At 69.5% G+C, this 19,428-nt stretch carries 19 protein-coding genes; 15 read left to right on the top strand and 4 right to left on the bottom strand.

From position 1 onward, the window contains the following. Window positions 1-117: 117 nt before the first annotated feature. On the bottom strand, window positions 118-1,371 hold the full coding sequence (locus tag ACWDUD_RS28180) for an SPFH domain-containing protein (protein WP_450111467.1): 1,254 nt from the start codon (window positions 1,369-1,371) through the stop codon (window positions 118-120). Window positions 1,372-1,373: 2 nt separating this feature from the next. Further along, complete coding sequence (locus ACWDUD_RS28175; protein WP_197253293.1) at window positions 1,374-1,805, bottom strand: NfeD family protein; 432 nt, start codon at window positions 1,803-1,805, stop codon at window positions 1,374-1,376. Window positions 1,806-2,032: 227 nt separating this feature from the next. Here ACWDUD_RS28175 and ACWDUD_RS28170 point away from each other — a divergent pair, with 227 nt between their 5' ends. From ACWDUD_RS28170 to ACWDUD_RS28110, 13 genes are all read left to right on the top strand, one after another. Then, window positions 2,033-2,398, top strand: coding sequence for an ArsR/SmtB family transcription factor (locus ACWDUD_RS28170; protein ID WP_197253294.1), 366 nt, complete (start codon window positions 2,033-2,035; stop codon window positions 2,396-2,398). A gap of 450 nt (window positions 2,399-2,848) precedes the next feature. Further along, a complete protein-coding gene (locus ACWDUD_RS28165; RefSeq protein ID WP_450111466.1) occupies window positions 2,849-4,603 on the top strand; it encodes a SulP family inorganic anion transporter in 1,755 nt (584 codons plus the stop codon). Between the two features lie 341 nt (window positions 4,604-4,944). Continuing rightward, the gene (locus ACWDUD_RS28160; protein WP_197253298.1) at window positions 4,945-5,577 is read left to right on the top strand and encodes a TetR/AcrR family transcriptional regulator; all 633 of its coding nucleotides are present in this window, start codon (window positions 4,945-4,947) and stop codon (window positions 5,575-5,577) included. After that, entirely contained in the window at window positions 5,574-6,482 is a 909-nt protein-coding gene (locus tag ACWDUD_RS28155) for an oxygenase MpaB family protein (RefSeq protein ID WP_450111465.1), read from the top strand. The genes ACWDUD_RS28160 and ACWDUD_RS28155 overlap by 4 nt, the downstream gene beginning before the upstream one ends. A 142-nt stretch (window positions 6,483-6,624) precedes the next feature. Beyond that, the gene (locus tag ACWDUD_RS28150; protein WP_450111464.1) at window positions 6,625-7,467 is read left to right on the top strand and encodes an MlaE family ABC transporter permease; all 843 of its coding nucleotides are present in this window, start codon (window positions 6,625-6,627) and stop codon (window positions 7,465-7,467) included. Then, window positions 7,467-8,351 (top strand): ABC transporter permease, encoded by an 885-nt coding sequence (locus tag ACWDUD_RS28145; protein ID WP_450111463.1) that lies wholly within the window; start codon window positions 7,467-7,469, stop codon window positions 8,349-8,351. Before ACWDUD_RS28150 ends, ACWDUD_RS28145 begins: the two co-directional genes overlap by 1 nt. A gap of 8 nt (window positions 8,352-8,359) precedes the next feature. Continuing rightward, a complete protein-coding gene (locus tag ACWDUD_RS28140; RefSeq protein ID WP_450111462.1) occupies window positions 8,360-9,376 on the top strand; it encodes an MlaD family protein in 1,017 nt (338 codons plus the stop codon). Continuing rightward, window positions 9,373-10,410, top strand: coding sequence for an MlaD family protein (locus tag ACWDUD_RS28135; RefSeq protein WP_450111461.1), 1,038 nt, complete (start codon window positions 9,373-9,375; stop codon window positions 10,408-10,410). The genes ACWDUD_RS28140 and ACWDUD_RS28135 overlap by 4 nt, the downstream gene beginning before the upstream one ends. Next, a complete protein-coding gene (locus tag ACWDUD_RS28130; RefSeq protein ID WP_450111460.1) occupies window positions 10,410-11,426 on the top strand; it encodes an MlaD family protein in 1,017 nt (338 codons plus the stop codon). The genes ACWDUD_RS28135 and ACWDUD_RS28130 overlap by 1 nt, the downstream gene beginning before the upstream one ends. A gap of 1 nt (window position 11,427) precedes the next feature. Next, complete coding sequence (locus ACWDUD_RS28125) at window positions 11,428-12,528, top strand: MCE family protein (RefSeq protein ID WP_450111459.1); 1,101 nt, start codon at window positions 11,428-11,430, stop codon at window positions 12,526-12,528. Continuing rightward, window positions 12,525-13,553, top strand: a complete 1,029-nt coding sequence (locus ACWDUD_RS28120) for an MlaD family protein (protein ID WP_450111458.1) — start codon at window positions 12,525-12,527, stop codon at window positions 13,551-13,553. Before ACWDUD_RS28125 ends, ACWDUD_RS28120 begins: the two co-directional genes overlap by 4 nt. Continuing rightward, entirely contained in the window at window positions 13,550-14,500 is a 951-nt protein-coding gene (locus ACWDUD_RS28115; protein WP_450111457.1) for an MlaD family protein, read from the top strand. The genes ACWDUD_RS28120 and ACWDUD_RS28115 overlap by 4 nt, the downstream gene beginning before the upstream one ends. Beyond that, window positions 14,497-15,171: a hypothetical protein gene (locus ACWDUD_RS28110; RefSeq protein WP_450111456.1), complete on the top strand. Its 675-nt coding sequence runs from the start codon at window positions 14,497-14,499 to the stop codon at window positions 15,169-15,171. Before ACWDUD_RS28115 ends, ACWDUD_RS28110 begins: the two co-directional genes overlap by 4 nt. A gap of 18 nt (window positions 15,172-15,189) precedes the next feature. On the opposite strand, the gene ACWDUD_RS28105 is transcribed toward ACWDUD_RS28110, so the two are convergent. After that, window positions 15,190-16,011, bottom strand: a complete 822-nt coding sequence (locus ACWDUD_RS28105) for a DUF3097 domain-containing protein (RefSeq protein ID WP_197253330.1) — start codon at window positions 16,009-16,011, stop codon at window positions 15,190-15,192. A 100-nt stretch (window positions 16,012-16,111) separates the two neighbouring features. On the opposite strand from ACWDUD_RS28105, the gene ACWDUD_RS28100 reads away from it, so the two are divergent. Continuing rightward, complete coding sequence (locus tag ACWDUD_RS28100) at window positions 16,112-16,945, top strand: hypothetical protein (RefSeq protein WP_248673931.1); 834 nt, start codon at window positions 16,112-16,114, stop codon at window positions 16,943-16,945. 168 nt (window positions 16,946-17,113) lie between these two features. Next, window positions 17,114-18,535: a family 43 glycosylhydrolase gene (locus ACWDUD_RS28095; RefSeq protein WP_450111455.1), complete on the top strand. Its 1,422-nt coding sequence runs from the start codon at window positions 17,114-17,116 to the stop codon at window positions 18,533-18,535. Window positions 18,536-18,547: 12 nt separating this feature from the next. Here ACWDUD_RS28095 and ACWDUD_RS28090 read toward each other — a convergent pair whose 3' ends face one another. Further along, entirely contained in the window at window positions 18,548-19,381 is an 834-nt protein-coding gene (locus ACWDUD_RS28090; protein ID WP_450111454.1) for a class I SAM-dependent methyltransferase, read from the bottom strand. Window positions 19,382-19,428 lie beyond the last annotated feature (47 nt).

Here is a 19,428-nt window from a genome sequence, read left to right as displayed (position 1 = left end):
CTGTTTTGGTTGGGGCTTTTTGCTTGGTGGTGTTGGCGCGGCGGGTGCGCCCCGGCTTAAACCCCGTGTGGGGTGTTTTTGTTACAACCCGCTACCGAAACCACGCACGAGCGGGGGTCAGTCCTGGCGGTGCTGCGGTTCCTCCGATGCGGGAGGCGCGAGGTCCGGCGCTGCGGGCGGCACCCAACCGGTCGAGAACTGCTCCGACGCCGGCAGCGCCCCGGGCGTGCCGAATTCCGGTCCTCCGGCCGGTTCCCCGCTCGTGCGCACCGCCGGCTCGACGGGCTTGCGCGCGACGGCTTCGGCCTCGGCGACCGCCTGCGCGACCTCCGGGTCGCGGGCGGTGGTGAACCAGTCGGCGACCTCGGCGGTGTCGTCCTCCGGCCGGGGCAGTTCCTCCTCGACGGCCGTCGGCTCGAAGCGGAAGACCCCGTCGTCACCGGGCGCGCCGAGGGTCTTCGCGAATCCCTTGAGCGCATCACCGAAGTCACTGGGCACCAGCCACACCTTGTTCGCATCGCCCTGCGCCATCTGCGGCAGCGTCTGCAGGTACTGGTACGCGAGCAGTTCGGGTGTCGGCTTACCGGACTTGATCGCCGCGAACACCTTCTCGATGGCCTTCGCCTGGCCCTGCGATTCGAGATACTTCGCGGCCCGATCACCCTGGGCCCGCAGGATCCGGGACTGGCGGTCGGCCTCGGCCTCGAGAATCGCGGCCTGCTTGGCGCCCTCGGCCGAGAGGATCCGTGATTGCTTGTCGCCCTCGGCGGTCTTGATCGCGGCTTCGCGGTGACCTTCGGCGGTGAGGATCATCGCGCGCTTCTCGCGATCGGCCTTCATCTGCTTCTCCATCGATTCCTGGATCGACGGCGGCGGATCGATGCTCTTCAGCTCGACGCGGGCGACCCGCAGCCCCCACCGGCCGGTCGCTTCGTCGAGCACGCCCCGAAGCTGACCGTTGATGGAGTCGCGCGAGGTCAGGGTGTCTTCGAGGGTCATCCCACCGACAACGTTGCGCAGCGTCGTCACCGTCAGCTGCTCGACCGCGGCGATGTAGTTGCTGATCTCGTAGACCGCAGCCTGCGGGTTGGTGACCTGGAAGTACACGACGGTGTCGATGCTCAGCGTCAGGTTGTCCTGGGTGATCACCGGCTGCGGCGGGAACGAGACGACCCGTTCGCGCAGGTCGACCTTCGCGCGGATCCGGTCGACGAACGGCACCAGGAAGGTGAGCTGTCCGGACGCGGTCCGGTAGTAGCGACCCAGCCGTTCGATCACCGCGGCCTCGGCCTGCGGAATCAGCGCGACCGACTTGACCACGACCAGCACCACGAGTGCCACCAGGACGGCGAGCACGATCAACGCTTCCATCGTCAGACACCCCTCCATACGACGGCCGTCGCGCCGTCGATCTGCATCACCGTCACAGTGGTTCCCGGTTCGTACACCGCGGTTTCGTCGAGCGGGCGCGCCGTCCAGACCTCACCGTCGATCTTCACCCGGCCCGAATGCTCGTCGACCTGTTCGAGGACCAGGGCATGTTTGCCCGGCAGCGCGTCGACACCCGTGGTCAGCGCGGGCGGAGCCGAATAGCGCCGGCGCAGCGCCGGGCGAACCCCGAGCAGCAGCACCAGCGAGGACAGCGCGAACACCACGGCATCGGCCCACACGGGAAAGTCCGTCGCAGCCGAGACGCCCGCGGTCACCAGGGCGGCGCCGCCGAGCATGAGCAGCACGAAGTCTCCGGTCAGCGCCTCGGCTGCGGCGAGGGCCACACCCGCGATCAGCCAGATCAAAGCCGTCACGTCACCATCGAACCACAAATCGGACATCGGGGCAGACGCCCAGGCAGAGCGGTCCTCGCGGGCACCGGCGGCAGCAACGCCCAATTGGCGAATTGCTAAGATTCGCAAATAGCTCTTCCGCATGGCATGATTCCGCCGAGCGTGAGGGCGCACGAAAGCGTTCCCACGACGAGGACGAGAACCCCTCGACCGGAAGCCGCCGGCCGACGGAGACCACAGGAGGCGCCATGGCCACGAACGCGCGCCAACCGCTGTACCAGATGAAGGCGGACTTCTTCAAAACACTGGGACACCCGGCGCGGATCAGGGTGCTCGAGCTGCTGAGCGAGCGTGATCACGCCGTCTCGGAGATGCTGCCCGAGGTCGGGATCGAACCGGCGAACCTGTCCCAGCAGCTGTCGATCCTGCGCCGCGCCGGACTGGTGACGGCCAGGCGGGAGGGCCTCTCGGTCTCCTACACGTTGACCTCGCCGCAGGTCGCGGATCTGTTGAAGATCGCCAGGGGGATCCTCACGGGCGTGGTCGCGGGACAGGCCGAGCTGCTCGAGGACCAACCGGAGTCCCCGACACTGGTGGGCAACTCGGCAGGCTGACCGGCCGAGCATCGGCGCGGCGCAGCCCGCACCCGCTGATTGCAGTTTTTCTAAACTTCATACCTTGCATGATTCCTAAATACACACCTTGCACGAACGGACGATGAGGGTGAGCGACAAGGACCACGACGCGCGCGGATCCACCGGCAGCACGAAACTGCCGCCGCGAAGCCTGCCGGCTGCAGCGCCGGGCCCATGACCCAGGCGCGGAACGCATCACGTCGATCTGCCCGCGTTCCGCGCCTTCCCCGGGCCCCGGCACGGAGGAGAGGGATCGCCTCCTCCCTGCCGGGGCCGCGTCTCCCCCGGCCGGGCCTGTGCCCCCTCGGCAGGCCCGGCCGGGGGAAACGATCCGCAACACCCGTCCACCACAGTCGACCGAACCGCGCACCACGCATCACCCGACTTTCCCTCGCCGGAAAGGTTCTCGGCACACTGAGGAAGCTGCACATGTCTGTACTGGGAAGCCCGAACGAGCCCGCGAACACGACCGGCCCCACCGGTAACCGCGTCTCCGGCGTGGTTCGGTCGGTCGCCGCACTCCTGCCCCGATGGAGCGAGTGGAAACCCGCGCTCCGGGCTCCCGGCGCCGATCTGCTCTCCGGCCTGATCGTCGCGCTGGTGGCACTGCCGCTGGCGCTGGGTTTCGGTGTCAGCTCCGGCCTCGGTGCCGCCGCAGGCCTGACCACCGCGGTCATCGCCGGAGCCGTCGCGGCCGTGTTCGGCGGTTCCCGATTCCAGGTGTCGGGCCCCACCGGCGCGATGACGGTGGTCCTGGTGCCGATCGTGGCCCAGTACGGTCCGACGGGTGTGCTCGCGGTCGGGCTGATCGCGGGTGTGGTCCTGGTCGCGCTGGCATTCGCGGGCATCGGCCGAGCCGTCCGCTACATGCCGGCCCCCGTGATCGAGGGGTTCACCGCCGGCATCGCCGTCGTCATCGCTCTCCAGCAGGTCCCGGCCGCCCTGGGCATCTCCGGCGCCGAGGGCGAGAAGGTGTGGCAGTCCGCGTTCGACGCGGTGCACAAGTTCGTCGCGGACCCGTCGATCCTGACGCCGACGCTCGCGCTGGTGGTCGCCGTGGCGATTCTCATCGGCGGACGCTTCTTCCCGAGGATCCCGTTCTCCCTCGTCGCGGTCGCCGCCGCGACCGTCGTCGCGCAACTGTTCGGCTGGGACATCGCCCGGATCGGCGCCATTCCGTCCGGGTTCTCCGCACCGACCCTGAGCTTCCTGGACCTGGGGGATCTCACCTCGCTGATCGCACCGGCCCTGGCCGTAGCCGCCTTGGCGGCGCTCGAGTCGCTCCTCTCGGCGACCGCCGCGGATTCGATGGCCGTCGGCACGCGCCACGATCCCGACCGGGAACTGTTCGGACAGGGCCTGGCGAACATCGCCGCGCCGCTGTTCGGCGGTGTCCCGGCCACCGGCGCGATCGCTCGGACCGCGGTCAACGTCCGCTCCGGCGCCCGTACCCGGCTCGCGGCCCTGACGCACGCGCTCATCCTCGCCGCGATCGTGTACCTGGCCGCCGGTCTCGTCGCCGAGATCCCCCTCGCCGCGCTCGCCGGGGTGCTCCTCGCGACCACCGTCCGGATGGTCGAAACGGCCTCCGTCCTCGCCATCGCCCGCGCCAGCCGTGCCGACACCATCGTGATGATCGCGACGTTCCTCGTCACCGTCGTCTTCGACCTGGTCACCGCGGTCGCCGTCGGCGTCGGATTCGCCGCGCTCCTCGCGCTGCGGGCAGTCGCCAAGTCGGCGCGGATCGAGCAGGTCCCGCTCGAACAGGGCGATCACCTGGCCGAAGAGCACGAACTCCTGCGCGAGCACATCGTCGCCTACCGCATCGAGGGCGCGTTGTTCTTCGCCGCGGCGCACCGATTCCTCCTCGAACTCGCCGAGGTCGCGGACGTGAAGGTGGTGATCCTGCGCATGTCGCGGGTGACCGCCCTCGACGCCACCGGCGCGATCGTCCTCAAGGACGCCATCACCAAACTCGAGCACCGTCACATCACCGTGTTGATCTCCGGTACCAAGCCCGAACACGTACGCCCACTCGAAGCTGTCGGCGTGTTCACCACCAGCGACGGCCAGGAACGACCCGTCTTCGAGACGACCCCGCGCGCGATCGGCTTCGCGCGCATGCTCGTCCTTCCCGACAGCCACTACGCCTCCACCGGCACCGGCACCGGCACCGAGGACTGACCGACGCCGGAGATCCACTCCGGCACCACCACACCGACGCCGCGCCTCGGGGCCCGGTGCAAACCGACGCTGCCCGACCCCTCGTCGGGGTTCTCGCGGCCCCCGGTGTTCGTCCCGGCCGTGACCGGTCCGCGTCGGGAGCGTCCGCATCGCACCGATCGCGCCCTCGACAACCGCTCGGGCCCGCGGCCGCTCCCGTGCGAGTCCCGGGGTCCATCGTGGGCAGTTGTCGAATGAACTCTGTTTCAGGCCCGGCGGCAAGAGGCCTGCACAAACATAAGTTCGGTTAGCTAGAACTTGTTATTTGCACTCGGTGAGATCGGTGATACCGTTCCCGAACTATGGGTATCACCCCGGTCCGCTCGCTCCTGGTCGGAGCACTCGTCGGCCACAGCACCGACCTCGACCCCACCGACGCCGCCATCCTCGCGGCGACCATGCGGTGCCTGGCTCGTCACGGCCTGGAACGGACCACCGTGACCGACGTGGCGGCCGAAGCCGGCGTGGGACGCGCGACGGTGTTCCGCCGCTTCGACACCAAGGAAGAGCTGCTCTCCCGCGCGTTCGCCTGGGAACTCGATCGCCTCGTCACCGAGTTCCACGCCGCGATCGACTCGATCGAGGACCCCCTCGAAAGGTCGGTCGAGTGGCTCGTCGAAGCCGTGCGCACCGTCCGGAACCATCCGGTGGGCCGGCGCTTCGTCGACGACGGCGCTGCACTCCCCCTCATGCACGACCCACAGATCGCCACCATGCTGCTCACCTCCGTCCGCGAGGAGCTCGAATCCACGGCGCGGGAGACCGGCATCGAGTTCGACACCGAGACCGCCGCGGAGATCATCTCCCGCTTCTTCGCGAGCGTCTGGCTGGCTCCCGACCTCGGACCCGCCACGGCGACCGACGACGGAGTACGACGCATCGCCAGGACGATGCTGTCGTTCCTCGTCGTGCCGCCCACACCGCCTGCCGGATGACCCCGTCCCGGCCCCCGCTCACCGAACCCGAGGAGATCGCGATGGAAACCACTGCGGCACAACGTGTTTCGGTGGACATCGAGGAGGACGTTCCCGTCGCCGACCGCACCTTCGTCCGCCTGCTGGCGGATCGGCGGATCTGGCCGCTGTTCCTGTTCCGGGCACTGTCGCTGCAGGGCACGCATCCCACCGTCATGGTTGCGCTCGAACAACATTCGAAGTCGTTCAGCCAGCCGTCGGTGCGCGCGGAGAACACCCTGGCCTACACCTACCGGATCTACTTCGGCGAGAACGTGGCCGAATCCGCCCGTGAACTGCGCGAGATGCACCGGCCCATCACCGGACTCGACTACGACGGACGCAAGTACCACGCGTGGAACCGCGACGTGTGGACGTGGGTGCACCTCACCACGATCGAGTCCCTGATCTACGCGATCACGGTCTGCTTCGGACCACAGCCCGACGCGCAGGTGGAAGCGTTCTACCGGGAGAGCCGCCGCCTCGGCCTGCTCTTCGGGGTGCGCGAGCAGGACATGCCCACCGATGCCGCGGGTCTGCGCACGTACGTCGAGCAGGGGGTCGTGGAGAAACTCGCCATGTCGCCCGGCACCCGGCGGATGCAGCAACTCGTCGACGAGCAGGACGTGATCGCAACTCTCCAACCGAAACTCGCGGCACTCCCCCGCCCGCTGCCGGCGCTGCTGGAGCTGCTGACGGGCCGGCCGGTCGAGACCCTGATGTTCGGTGCCTTCCCCGAGCACGTCCGGCAGATCTGGGGTGTGCCGTGGAGCCCGGCCCGCGAACGCGAGTTCCGGGCACTGATCGCGATCCTGCGCGCCGCCGGTCGCGTACTTCCCGCACGCGTGCGGATGATCCCCGAAGCCCGTGCCGCCCTGGAGGTCTGACACCCGGTTCCACCGTTCACCGAACGCGTCCCCGGATTCGTCCCGGACGCGGTACCGACGCTGCGGTCGTCGACGCGGTCCCGCCGGACCTGCGGTCTGCGCGCTCGGCTCTTCACCACCAGTTTTCTCAGGGGGATGCAACATGACTTCGCGAACCGTGGACGACGCCGCGCCGGGGGACCGGCCGTTCGGCGGGGCCGTCGCCGCACGCGGCGCCGAGGCGACACGCACCTTCGGGCGCACACTCCGGCTGGCCTTCCGCGCCACCGCATACCTGATCCTCGACATCGCAACCGGCCGCTTCCCGCTGCGGGAAGCCATCGTTCAGGGCTGGTTCTTCATCTCGGTGTCGGCCGTACCCGCGATCCTGGTCGCCCTGCCGCTCGGCGTGGTCATCGCCGTACAGGTCGGCAGCATGACCGACAACGTCGGCGCCAACTCGATGGCCGGCGCGGTCGGCGGCATGGGCGTCATGCAGCAGATCGCGCCGCTGGCCGCGGCCCTGCTCATCGGCGGGGCGGGCGGGTCGGCGATCTCCGCGGACCTGGCCTCCCGCACCATCCGGGAGGAGATCGACGCGCTGCGCACCCTGGGTATCGACCCGCAACGCCGGCTGGTCTCCCCCCGCATCCTGGCGATGGTCGTCGTCGCCCCCATGCTGTCCGTGCTGATCATCCTGATGAGCATCCTCGCGAGCTTCGCGGTCGCCTCCCTCGGCCAGGGGGTGGCCCCGGGCTCGTACTGGTTGTCCTTCGGCAGCTTCGCCTCGACCACCGACCTGATCGTGTGTCTGCTCAAGGCCGCGGTCTTCGGTTACGTGGTGGCCGTCATCTCGAGCCAGCGCGGGCTCGAGGCCAAGGGCGGCCCGAAGGGCGTGGCCGACAGCGTCAATGCGGCCGTGGTGCTCAGCATCATCGCCTGCGTGGTCGTCAACCTCTTCATCACCCAGGTGGTCCTGATGTTCGTTCCGATGAGGTTCCTCTGATGAGCGCCGCACAGAAGACCCCGGTCGCGACGCCGTCCCCCTATCTGCCCCGCGGCCTGCGGTGGACGCGCCACGCACGCCGGGCCTGGGACCCGATCGAGTCCCTCGGGCTCTACCTGCACTTCGTCGTCGTCTCGTTCCGCGGGATCGGACACGCCCTGCGCCGCAACCGGCGCCAGACCGTCGCGATCTTCACCGACCTGACCTGGGGTAACGGCCGCGCCGTCATCGTCGGCGGCGGCGTCGCCCCGGTCCTGGCCATCCTCGGCATCGTCGCGGGTGCGATGGTCGGTCTCGTCGGGTTCTCGGCGCTGGACATGCTCGGGATGGGACCGCTGACCGGCGCGATGTCGGCGCTGGCCAACCCGCGCGAGCTCGCGCCGCTGATCGCCGCGATCGGTTTCGCCGCGCAGGCCGGGTGCCGGATCACGGCCGAGGTCGGTGCGATGCGGATCTCGGAGGAGATCGACGCGCTCGAGGCCCAGGCCATCGACTCGATTCCGTACGTCGTGTCCACCCGGCTCATCGCCGCGGTCGGTGCCGTCGTCCCGTCCTATCTCATCGCGCTCGCGCTCGGGTTCGCCGCCACCGGCGTGACCGTCACCGTGGTGCAAGGCCAGGGTTCGGGCGCCTACGACCACTACTTCCACATGTTCACCGAGCCGGTCGACCTGATCTACTCGCTGATCAAGGTGGTGGTGTTCGTCCTGGTCGTGACGCTCGTGCACGCCTACCAGGGCTATCACGCGAGCGGCGGTCCCGAGGGGGTCGGGATCGCATCCGGGCGGGCCATCCGCGCGAGCCTCGTCCTGATCGTGACCACCGACATGGTGCTCACGCTCGTGATGTGGGGGCTCGACGCGACGATCAGTTTCTCGGGGTGAGGGAGTAAGTGAGCACAGCACAGTATTCGGGCTTCGGGCCCGATCGACGCGGGCTGCGGATCCGCGGGCTCGCGGTGATCGTCGCCGCCGCGCTCGTCGTCACCGTGGCGTGGTGGGCGACGGAGCCGGATCGGTCCGGTGAGGTCGAATTCGCGGTCACTGCGACGAATCTCGGTGACGGGGTCTCCACCGACACCGCGGTTCGCCTGCGGGGCATGTCGATCGGCTCGGTGATCGACGTCGAGCCCCAGGGGCCTCAGAACCAGATCGTCACGCTCAGCGTGGACGAGAACCACGTCGACGAACTGTCGACGTCGATGCACACCCGGTTCGTCTCGTCGAACATCTTCGGTTCCACCGCACTCGAACTCATCCCGATGCCGGGCGGTGAGCCGATCGAACCGGGCAGCACCCTCGCCCTCGGCGACGTCGGGGGCTTCACCGTGACCACGGTGCTCCGCGACTCCGGCCGGCTGCTGCTCGATGTGGTGACGCCGCAGCTGTCGGACTCGATCGACAGTGCCGCGGAGCTGACGCAGCAGATGGCGCCGCTGCTCGCCTCGTCGCTGCTCGTGATGCGCAACATCGCCCGCACCCAGAACGAGCCGCTGAGCGAGCTGCTGCCGAAGTTCGCCGACGTCTCCGAGGGCATCGCCGTGTTCACCCCGTCGGCCCTGAACACCCTGTCGGCGATCGCGTCCGTCGAGGAACTCGAGGACGATTTCCGCACCCGGCAGGCGAGCGAGACGATCACCGAGGTCTCGCATCTCGTGCTCGCGCTGTCCGGTGAGATCGTCGGCGCCCTGGGCCCGACCTCGGATGCCGTGGACATGCTGCTCGACATCCTGATCCCGATGAACCAGAGCCTGCGCACGGTCTCCCCAGACCAGGTCGCCCGGCTCGTGGACGGCGCCGACGGTGCCCTGCACCAGCAGGGTGACCGGGTGGTCCTGGGGGTGGACGTCCTCGTGGACACCTTCCCGGCCTTCCGGGTTCCGCTCGAGAACACCGGGGGTGTCCGATGAGAACTCCCCGCCAGGCAGCCGTCCGGCTGGCGCTGCTCGCGACCGTCGTCGCCCTGATCATCGTGCTGATCGTGCAGGCGATCGAACGACCCGTCGGCGGCTCGACCGTCGCCTACCAGGCCCAGTTCGGAGATGTCTTCGGTCTCAAGGAGAACGCCGACGTGCGCCTGCGCGGCGTGCAGATCGGCAAGGTCGTCGACATCTCGGTGTCCGACGGCAACCGCGCGATCGTCGACTTCACCGTGCTCGACGAGTACCGGCTGCGCGACTCGGACCGGCTCCTGGTCAAGTTCCAGAACCTGACGGGCCAGCGCTATCTGGAACTCGATCGCAGCGAGGACGGCGGCCAGGAACTCGACCCGGCCGAGCTGGTGGTGAACACCGTTGACTCGTTCGACATCACCACCGTCTTCAACGGCCTCAAACCGCTTCTCCGCGAAGCGGATCCGGCCGTCTACAACCGGCTGGCCACCAATGTGGCCGCGCTGATCGAGGGCAGCGAATCCAGCCCGACCCCGGTCATGCGCGACATCGCCGAACTCGCGAGCTACGCCGAGGACCGCAGCGCTCTGATGAGCACCCTCCTCGACAACTTCACCGCCCTGAACGAGCAACTCGAAGGCCGGTCCGAGAACCTCGAGAACATCCTCGAGGTGTTCCATTCGATCTTCACCCCGCTGGTTACACGCATGACCGAGTTCCTGTCCCTGACCAAGCTCGGTGCCCTCGAGATGTCGGAGGTCGACCGCACCGTGAATCTGCTCGCCCAGCTCGGTCTCGGTGCCTACCCCGGCCACGAGGACTTCCTCGAGCGCAACGACGACTTCATCCTCCGGGTGGACGAGGTGATCCCGGATCCGGAGACGGCCATCAACACCCTGTCGGTGCTGCCCGGGATCTTCGAGGGAATCAACTCCCTCGTCCCGCGCGTCGACGCGGCCCGGCAGTGCAGCAACGGTGCGGTGCAGTTGCCGATCGAGGCCGACGTGCTGCTCGAGGGCCGTCCCCTGACCATCTGCAACGGAGGTGCCTGATGCGCACCCGCACGTTCGGCCGACTCGATTTCGGATCCGAGGACGCCGATCCCCGGACCCAGATGTGGTGGGCGCTGTCGGGTCTGCTCGTCTTCGCGGTGATCGCCGGCGTCGTGTTCGCGCTCTATCTGCGTCCGGTCGGGGCCTCGACCTACCGGCTGGAACTGGCGGAATCCGCGGGACTCGCCGCCGGCGACGACGTGCGCATCGCAGGTGTCCCGGTCGGCTCGGTCACCGGGCTCACCCTGGCCGACGACCACGTCGACGTCGAGTTCACCGTCGACTCCGAGCATTTCCTCGGGGATCAGACCTCGGTGTCGGTGCGGATGCTCACGCCCATCGGCGGTCTGTACCTCGCGGTGCACCCGGCGGGCAGACAGCCGCTGACCGAGCCCATCCCGCAGAATCGCGCGGCCCTGCCGTTCCTGGTGAACGACATGTTCGAGGAGGCCACCGCGGTGGTGGAGGAGCTCGACACCGAAGCGTTGCGCTCGGCCCTGGACGAGACCGCCGCGCTGCTCGGCGAATCCCCGGATGCGGTGCGGATCACGGTCACCGATCTCGAAGCGGTCATGGACGTCATGGCGAACCAGAAGGACCAGATCGAGAGCCTGCTCGAACTGTCCAACGAGTACCTCCGCACCGCCAACGACAACAAGGAACTCGCACTCGAGATCATCCGCGGCTACGCCATCCTCGGGCCGAAGATCGTCGAAGCCCACCAGGACGTGAAGATCTTCGCCGACGGACTCTCCGGGCTCGCCGGGCTGCTGTTCGACTTTCTCAGCGGCCCCTACCAGGAGAAGGTCGAACCGATCATCCCCCACCTCGTGGAGGCCGGCGAACGCAGCGCGGAACTGCAGACGTCCGTGGAGTCCATGACGAACTCCCTGCGGGAGACGCTCACAGGACTCGCGGCCATCGCCGGTCCGGAGGGCCAGGCTCTTGTCGACCAGAGCGGACTGACGGTCCAGCGACCCGATGTCTGTCTCCCGATGCCGGGAACACGGTGCTGACATGCGAACACCGACTTCGACTTCACGACGACTCGTTCCCGCGGTGACGGTGGTGGCGCTGGCCGTGGGCGGCGCGACCGCCTTCGCCGCGACCTCCCGGGACGACGACGCGATCTGCGCGTACTTCGAGGACTCCTACGGTCTGTATCCCGGTTCTCCCGTCACCATCCGGGGGATCTCCGTCGGGACCGTGGACCGGATCGAACCCGACGGTGCGCGCGTGCGCGTCGACATGACCGTCGGCGACCGGGAGTTGCCGGCCGAGACGGGCGCGGTCATCACCAATGCGTCGATCCTCACCGATCGCCGCGTCGAGCTCGTCGACGCCGATCCCCGCCCCGGCCCGGCCCTCACCTCGGAGATCTGCATCGACACCGCCCGCACCCGCACCCCGGTCAGCGTGTCGGAGGCGCTCGGATCGTTCTCGGAGCTCGTCCGGCAGATGACCGAGCGTGGCCCCGACGGAACGGCGCCGCTCGAATCGGCCCTGAAGGACGCCGGACGCGAGTTCGAGGGTCTCGGCCCGACGCTGAACCGCGAACTGCGCGACCTCGCGGAACTGCTGTCGTCGCCGGACAACTTCATGGACCAGCTCGGGCAGATCCTCGACAACTCCGCCGAGATGACCACCCTGCTCACCGACGACTGGGAGAACGTCAAGGCCACCATCCAGACGTTCGCTCCCGGTCTGGCCGGTATCGAGCAGATGCTCGTCGTGGCGAAGATCCTCGTCGAGAAGCTGTCGCTGGCCGTCGGCCCGCTCGACCGGCTGTTCAACGAGCACTTCCCCCACCTGATGAACGCCCTGAACTCCACGCTGCCCACGCTGACGATGCTGCGCACCGGGGCCGAGAACTCGAGCGAACTGCTCGCGACGATCCCCGGCACCGTGACGATGCTCGCGACGATGGTGCAGACCCGGCCCGGGTCGGTGTCCGTCGAACTCGACCCGGCCCGCGCCGAGGTGCCGACCCCCGACGCGACGCTGACCTGCGCGGCCCTCGAGCAGGTCGCCCCGGACAGCTGCTCGGTGGTGTCCTCCCGCTCGGTGTCGGTGCCGCTGCCGCAGCTGGTCCTGTCGACGATCGGAGCAACACCGTGACCCGTTCGTTCACCCGCTCGCGCCGGCTGGCCGGCGTGGTCCTCGCCGCCGTGGTGGCGTTGTGCGGATGCAGTTTCGACCCCAGCGACCACGCCCTGCCCGGCTCCGGGGTACGCGGTCCGACCTACCGGCTGAACCTCGAGTTCGAATCGCTGCTCAGCCTGCCGGCCGGAGCCGACGTCCGCAGCGAGGGCATCTCCGTGGGCACCCTGCGCGCGATCGACCTCGGGCCGCACAGCGCGGTCGCGCGGATCGACGTGCGCGAGTCGGTGGTCGTGCCGGAGGGAACCCGCGCCGAACTGCGGCAGAACACCGTGCTCGGCGACATCTACATCGCGCTGCTGCCGCCGGTGGACGGGAGCGGCGCTCCGTTGCGGGACGGTGACACCATCCCGCTGAGCGACACGGATCCGGGTCCCCAGATCGAGGACATGCTCGAGCGGATCGCGATGTTCGTCAACGGCGGCAGCCTCACCCGGTTGCAGGATTCGATCGCGCGCCTGAACGAGGTGCTGCCCGAGGACCCCGCGGAGACCCGCGAGCTGTCCGCGACGATCTCCACCGATCTGAGCGACGCGGCCGCGAACATCGACCAGATCGATCGCATCGTCGTCGCAACGGACGAGCTGTCCCAGCGTCTCGACGCCGCCCGCGACGAGGTGGGATTCCTGTTCTCCGACACCGCGCGACGCCGCCTGGATCGGGTGCCCTACTTCATGGAAGCCGTGCTCAACATCGTCATCGACGTCAACACGATGGTCACGGGCCTGGAGTGGCTGATCCCCCGCCTCCCGCACATCAACGACAATCTCGAGCTGCTCACCCCGTTGTTGCGCGAACCGTCGCCGACTGCCGGTGAGCTGCGGGGGAACGCCGCCGAGCTGGTCGAGCTCGTCGACGAGAAGCTGGTCCCCTTCCTGCTCGAGCCCGGCATCGACATCCGTCAGGTGACGATCGCCGGCGACGAGGGAGGCCCGGCGGCCGACGGATTGGTTCTCCTGCGCATGATCGGAGCTCTGCCGTGACCCGTATTCCCGCGTGGATGTCCGCGCTCGCCCTGGTCGTGGTGATGATCCTGGGCACCTGGTATCTGGTGGTCGGCGTGCTGCAGATGGACCCGACGCAGCGCCGCGTGCACGCCGTGGTGGACATGCGCGACGCGGCGGGTCTGCGCACCGGATCGTCGGTGGTCTACCGCGGGGTGAACATCGGGCGGGTCGACGGCCTGGAGAACCTCGACGGGTTCGTGCGCATGAACCTCTCCTACGAGGCCGAGTACCGCATCCCCGTGGACAGCACGATGCGTGTCGAGAACCTGTCGTCGCTGGGCGAACCGGTGTTCTCGTTCCTCCCGGCGTCGTCCGAGGGCCCCTATCTGGAGGACGGCGCGCACCTGACCGAGGTCGTCGAACTCCCGACCTCGGTGCCCGATCTCCTCGCGACGACCTCGGAACTGCTCGAGCAGACCGATGCGGAGTCGCTGAACGAACTCGTCGCCACGTTCACCGAGTCGGTGGAAGGGCTCGAGGAGACGATGCCCGCGGCGGGTCGCGGTGCCGAGCTGCTGCTGTCCACCCTGACGCGGCACGAGGGCTCGCTGGAAACCGTTCTGAGCGACCTGATGTGGATGATGGGCGATGTGGAGTGGGTGCGACCGGCGATGGTCGCCGCTCCTCCCATGCTGGACCAGTTCGGTGAGACCCTCGGCATCTCGTACGAGTACCTGTTCGAAGGATCCTCGGTGCTCAAGGGCGAGGAGATCCTCGGCTCGTGGCGTCAGCAGGAGATCGAACTCGCCGAGTTCCTGTCGAAGATGGCCCCCGAACTCGGCGCGATCGGGGTCGCGCTGCGGCCCGTCACCCAGGCCACCGGTTCCGTGGTGGGACGGATGGATCTCGGTACCCTGCTCGAACAGGCCATCGCGACCATGCCGGGCGACAGTGTCCGGTTCACCGTGAGCGTGCCCCGATGAAGAAGGAAGACAGCGTCATGTCGAACACCGGCCCGACCTCGAACACCGATGTCACCGAACAGGATCCGGCCGCGGCCGCGCCGACCGCGACCGGGACCGGGACCGGGGGGCGCGGCCCGTGGTGGTCGTCGATCCGCACCGTCGCGATCGTCGCGGTGCTCGCGCTCGTCGCCGCGGTGACCTTCGGGGTGCTGTGGGCGACCGACGACTCGTCCGAGCAACTGCAGGCCCTGCAGAGCCGGCTGGACACCGAGGCCGAGGCCGAGGCCGTCGCCTCGGAATATGCGCTGAACGTCTCGGAGGTCGACTTCCGTGATCTCGACGCCTGGCGGGACGCGCTGACCGACGGTGTCAGTGAACAACTCGTGCCGAAGCTCGAGGGGGCCGTCGACGTCGTCGCGCCGTGGCTGACCCAGATGGAGTACACCTCCACCGCACGTCTGCTCGCCGCCGAGGTGGCGAGCAACGACGGCGACACCTTCGTCGTGCAGGTGTTCGTCGACATGGTGTCCAAGAGCAAGCAGACCCCGGACGGGGTGGCGGCCACCGCGACCTACCGGGTGACCATGGACCGCGCATCGGACTGGACCATCACCGATGTCGGGGGCGTCGGGGCCGGGCTGCCCGGAACGGGCGAGGCCGAACCCGCACCCGAGACCGGCGGCCGTTGACGGATCGCGTCGGGCGGCTCAGCCCTCCTCGGGTTCGGTCACGAAGTCCACGAGCCGTTCGACGGCACCGATCAGCGGCGCCTCGAGATCCCGGAACGACGACACCGCACCGTAGACCCGGCGCCAGCCGTCCTGCGGGCTGCCCCAGCCCAGTTCCCGGCACACCCCGGTCTTCCAGTCCTGCCCGCGCGGCACCTTCGGCCACGCCGCGATGCTCAAGGTCTTGGGCCGCACCGCTTCCCACACGTCGATGTACGGGTGGCCGGTGACCATGACGTACGGGCCGAGGTTCGCGGTCAGCCGTTCCTCCTTGGACCCGGCGACGAGGTGGTCGGCGAGCACCCCGATCCGCCGGCCGGGTCCCGGTTCGAACTCGGCGAGCCGCTCGGCGAGGTTGTCCAGGCCCTCGAGCTGCTCGACGACCACCCCTTCGACGCGCAGGTCGTGACCCCACACCCGTTCGACGAGCGCGGCGTCGTGAACGCCCTCCACCCAGATGCGGCTGCCGCGCGCGACCCGCGCCTTCAGTCCCTCGACGCGGGTCGACCCGGACGCGGACCGCGCCGGTTTCTGCGCGGCCGGACGGGTTTTCGGCCGCACCAGCGTGACCGGTTTGCCGTCGACGAGGAACGCGGCCGGGCGCATCGCGAACAGTCGGGTGCGACCCTGCCCGTCCTCGAGGCGCACGAAGTCCCCGTCGTAGGTGCGTTCGAAGCCCACGACGGCGCCGCACCAGCCCGAGGCGGCGTCCTCGACGACGAGATCCCTCTCGGCCGCCAGTTCCGGGACCGTCGGCTTGCGGGTGCGGGCGTGGCCGGCGTAGATGTCGCCGCCGTACATGTCGCGTGGGCTCACGCCCGACGACGTTAGGACACGGCGTGGTGCCGTTGCGGCTGCCACGCCGGGATGCCGGTGTGACGTGCCGCCGTATGCTGTGCCGGTGAGTTCCCCGAGCCTGACCCTGACCCTGTGGGCGGGCGTGTGGCTGTCCGGCGACGCCGCGCCCGACGAGGTGATCGATGCCCTCAACACCTGGGCCCCGCTGCACCTGGTGTTCGCGGACGACGACGCGGCCGCATCGGCCGCGGGCCTGCCCGGCTCCGGCGCCGGTGCGGCGACGGGGGCCGCGGCGCTGCTGACGGCGGTGCGTCGCGCCGATCCGGCGGACACCGCCGGCATCCGGCTCGTGCTGCCCGCCCCCGGCGACGTCTCCGGGCTGCCGGCCGGGACCGCGTTCGCGACGGCGGCGCTGGCGGCCGGTGAAGGCGTCCTGGTCGGGGCGCCCGGGGCGCCGGGGATCGGGCTGGTCCCGACCGTGGAGGGTCCGGATGTGCTGCGCTGGACCGTGTTCGCGGTGCCGGCCCTGCCGGATGCGCCCGCCCGTCCCGGTCTCGGCGAGGCCGAGTTCACGATGCGCGAGGCGGTGCGCGATGCTGCGGCGACCCTGACCGGTATCCCGACCGTCGGCACGGACGGTCGCCGATCCGACCCGCGCGCGGAGATCGCCGAGGCGATCGCCCAGCAGGCCCGGCACCGCTATCCCGAATCGCTTCCGGTGCGTGCCGTGCGCATCCTCGACTCCGCCGACCAGGTGTCCGCGATCCTGGACGTCGCGGCGCGCGGCGCCGGACTGCAGGCCGGGTCGATGTCCGCGGCGACGAGCCGCGAGGCGGCGCTGCGGCCGCTGTTGACCACCGTGCGGCAGGCCCGGCTGGGCGCGGTCGCCGCGGCGCTCGAAGCCGGACGTCACAGTCGCCGGACAACCGGCGGCTGACGCCGCCCGTGTGCCTTTGTGGCGGCTGGGACCGCCACAAAGACACACCGCCGAGGACACGGTTGCGTCACGGTCCCGCGGTCGGCCCTCCGCATCTGCCGTCACACGAGTCACATCCGTATACATTTGTCGCACTTCGGGCGGGTTGGGCCGACATCGAGGAGCGACGTGCAGAACCATCGGATCACCGTGCCGCGGGCGCGTCGTACACCCGCCGCCCGACACCGCTCCGGAGGACGGTGGATCGCGGCGGCGATCCTGGGGTTGCTCGCCGCCCTGATCGCACCCGTCCAGGTGGCGCACGCGAATCCGGTCGTCGAACCGGTGGCCGCGGACCCGTCGGTCCTGCGCGCCCCGGACGGCACGTTCTACCTCTACAGCACGGCCGACGACTGGGGTGACGGTCGCGGGATGCACACGATGGCGATGTTCACCTCCCACGACCTCGTGGACTGGATGTACGTCGGTGACGTGTTCGATCAGCCTCCCGCGTGGCACGACCCCGGCAAGCACCCGTGGGCGCCGAGCATCCACGAATTCGACGGGGTGTACCACCTGTACTACTCGCTGAACGACGTCTCGAATCCGTGCATCGGCCTGGCGACCTCCCCCGACCCGGCGGGACCGTGGACGGATCTGGGCCGCCCGGTGTTCTGCGCCGAGGACGTCGGAATCGAGGGCACGATCGATCCGTTCGTCTGGGACGACGGCACCGGGAAGACGATGCTCGTCGGAAACTTCAAGGGCGTCTACGCGATTCCACTCTCCCCGGACGGCACCGCGCCGGACGGCACACCCGTGAAGGTCGCCGACGAGCGGTTCGAGGGTCCGTTCGTAGTGCACCGCAACGGTTTCTACTATCTGTTCGTCTCGGCCGGGAACTGCTGCAACGGCGGCAACACCGCCTACCGGGTGATCGCCGGCCGGTCCACCTCCCTGACCGGGCCGTATCTCGACCGCAAGGGCCAGGATCTCGGCGACGGGGGCGGCGCACTGATCCTCGCGGGCAGCGACCGCTGGGCCGGACCCGGCCACAACAGCGTCGTCACCGACGACGCCGGCGACGACTGGATCGTCTACCACGCGAGCCCGCGCCGGGACATCGAGCTGCCCAGCGGCGCTCAGCGACGCGAGGCTCTGATCGACCGGATCGTGTGGGCGGACGACTGGCCCGATGTCGGGGACGGATCACCGTCGTCGACCCGCCCGCAGGTCCCGGACATCGACCTTCCGGTGGAGGTGTCGCTGGAGATCGAAGCCGTGCCCGCCCCGACCGGCGAGGCCGAGGCCACGGTGGTTCTCACCGCCGGCGACGAGCCGTTCTCCGGCCGCGTGTGGCTCGGTGTCGGCGCGCCCGAGGGCGGACTCGGCGCGACGGTCGCCGACCCGATCGAGGTGACGCTGCAACCCGGCGAGGTGCGCGAGGAGAAGCTGACGTTCACCCCGCCGGCGTCGACGACGGGCACCTACGATCTCTACGCCCTCGCCGGCACCGACGCTGCGGACGTCGTCGACTTCGGTGCGGTGCACGGCCTCGACGCACCCCCGCAGCCCCTGGCACCCGTCGCGCAGACCGGCTCCGCGTTGTGACCTCGCGTCCGGTCAGCCGGCGCGTCGTGCGGTGAGCAGCAGGTATTCCCACTCCATCGCTCCCCCGCCCTGGTCGAAGCTGCGGCCCAGCTCCGCCAGGTCGCGGTCGAGCGCGGCGACGCGGTCGGGTTCGTCGGCGATCGCCCGGTAGACCGCGATGGTCGGCCCGTACGCCGCCTTGAAGAAGTCCCGGAACTCCTCGCCGCTGCCGAAGCGTTCCACCCGCAGCTTCTCCTTGTGCGCCTGCACGTCGGTGACCCGGTCCCCCAGCAGCGACCGCACGTGCTGCTCGTCCCCCCACAGCGGCGGCGGCTGGGCACCGGGCGGGGGCGGCGGCGCGTACGGCTTCATGGTCGCGAACATGCGGCCGATGAATCCCTCGGGGGTCCAGCTCAGCAGCCCGATGCGGCCGCCGGGCCGGGTGATGCGGACCAGTTCGTCCGCGGCCGCCTGGTGGTGCGGCGCGAACATGACACCGACGCAGGAGAGCACGACGTCGAAGCTCGCGTCGTCGAACGGGAGCGCCTCGGCGTCGGCCTCCTGCCAGGTGAGGGTCGCGCCCGCGGCGGCGGCGTCGCGGCGGCCCGTCTCGAACAGTTCCGGCGTCAGATCCGTCGCGACCACCGTGGCCCCGGTGAGCGCGGCGGGGATCGCCGCGTTGCCCGACCCTGCCGCGACGTCGAGAACCCGGTCTCCCGCGCCGACTTCGCACGCGGACACCAGAATCGGGCCGAGTGTCGGGATCACCTCGGTGGCGACCGACGGGTAGTCCCCGAGCGCCCACATCGCCCGATGCTTCGCCTTCAACGCGCGGTCGTCGATCGCTGCTGTCGTTGATTCGCTCATCGTGTGTTCCGGCGCGGACCCTCCCGCGTTCGTGCGGGAGGGTGAGT

The sequence above is a fragment of the Rhodococcus sp. NPDC003382 genome, from assembly GCF_053589135.1.
The sequence above is the reverse complement of the archived record's forward strand: the minus strand, read 5'-3'. Positions and strand labels throughout refer to the sequence as shown.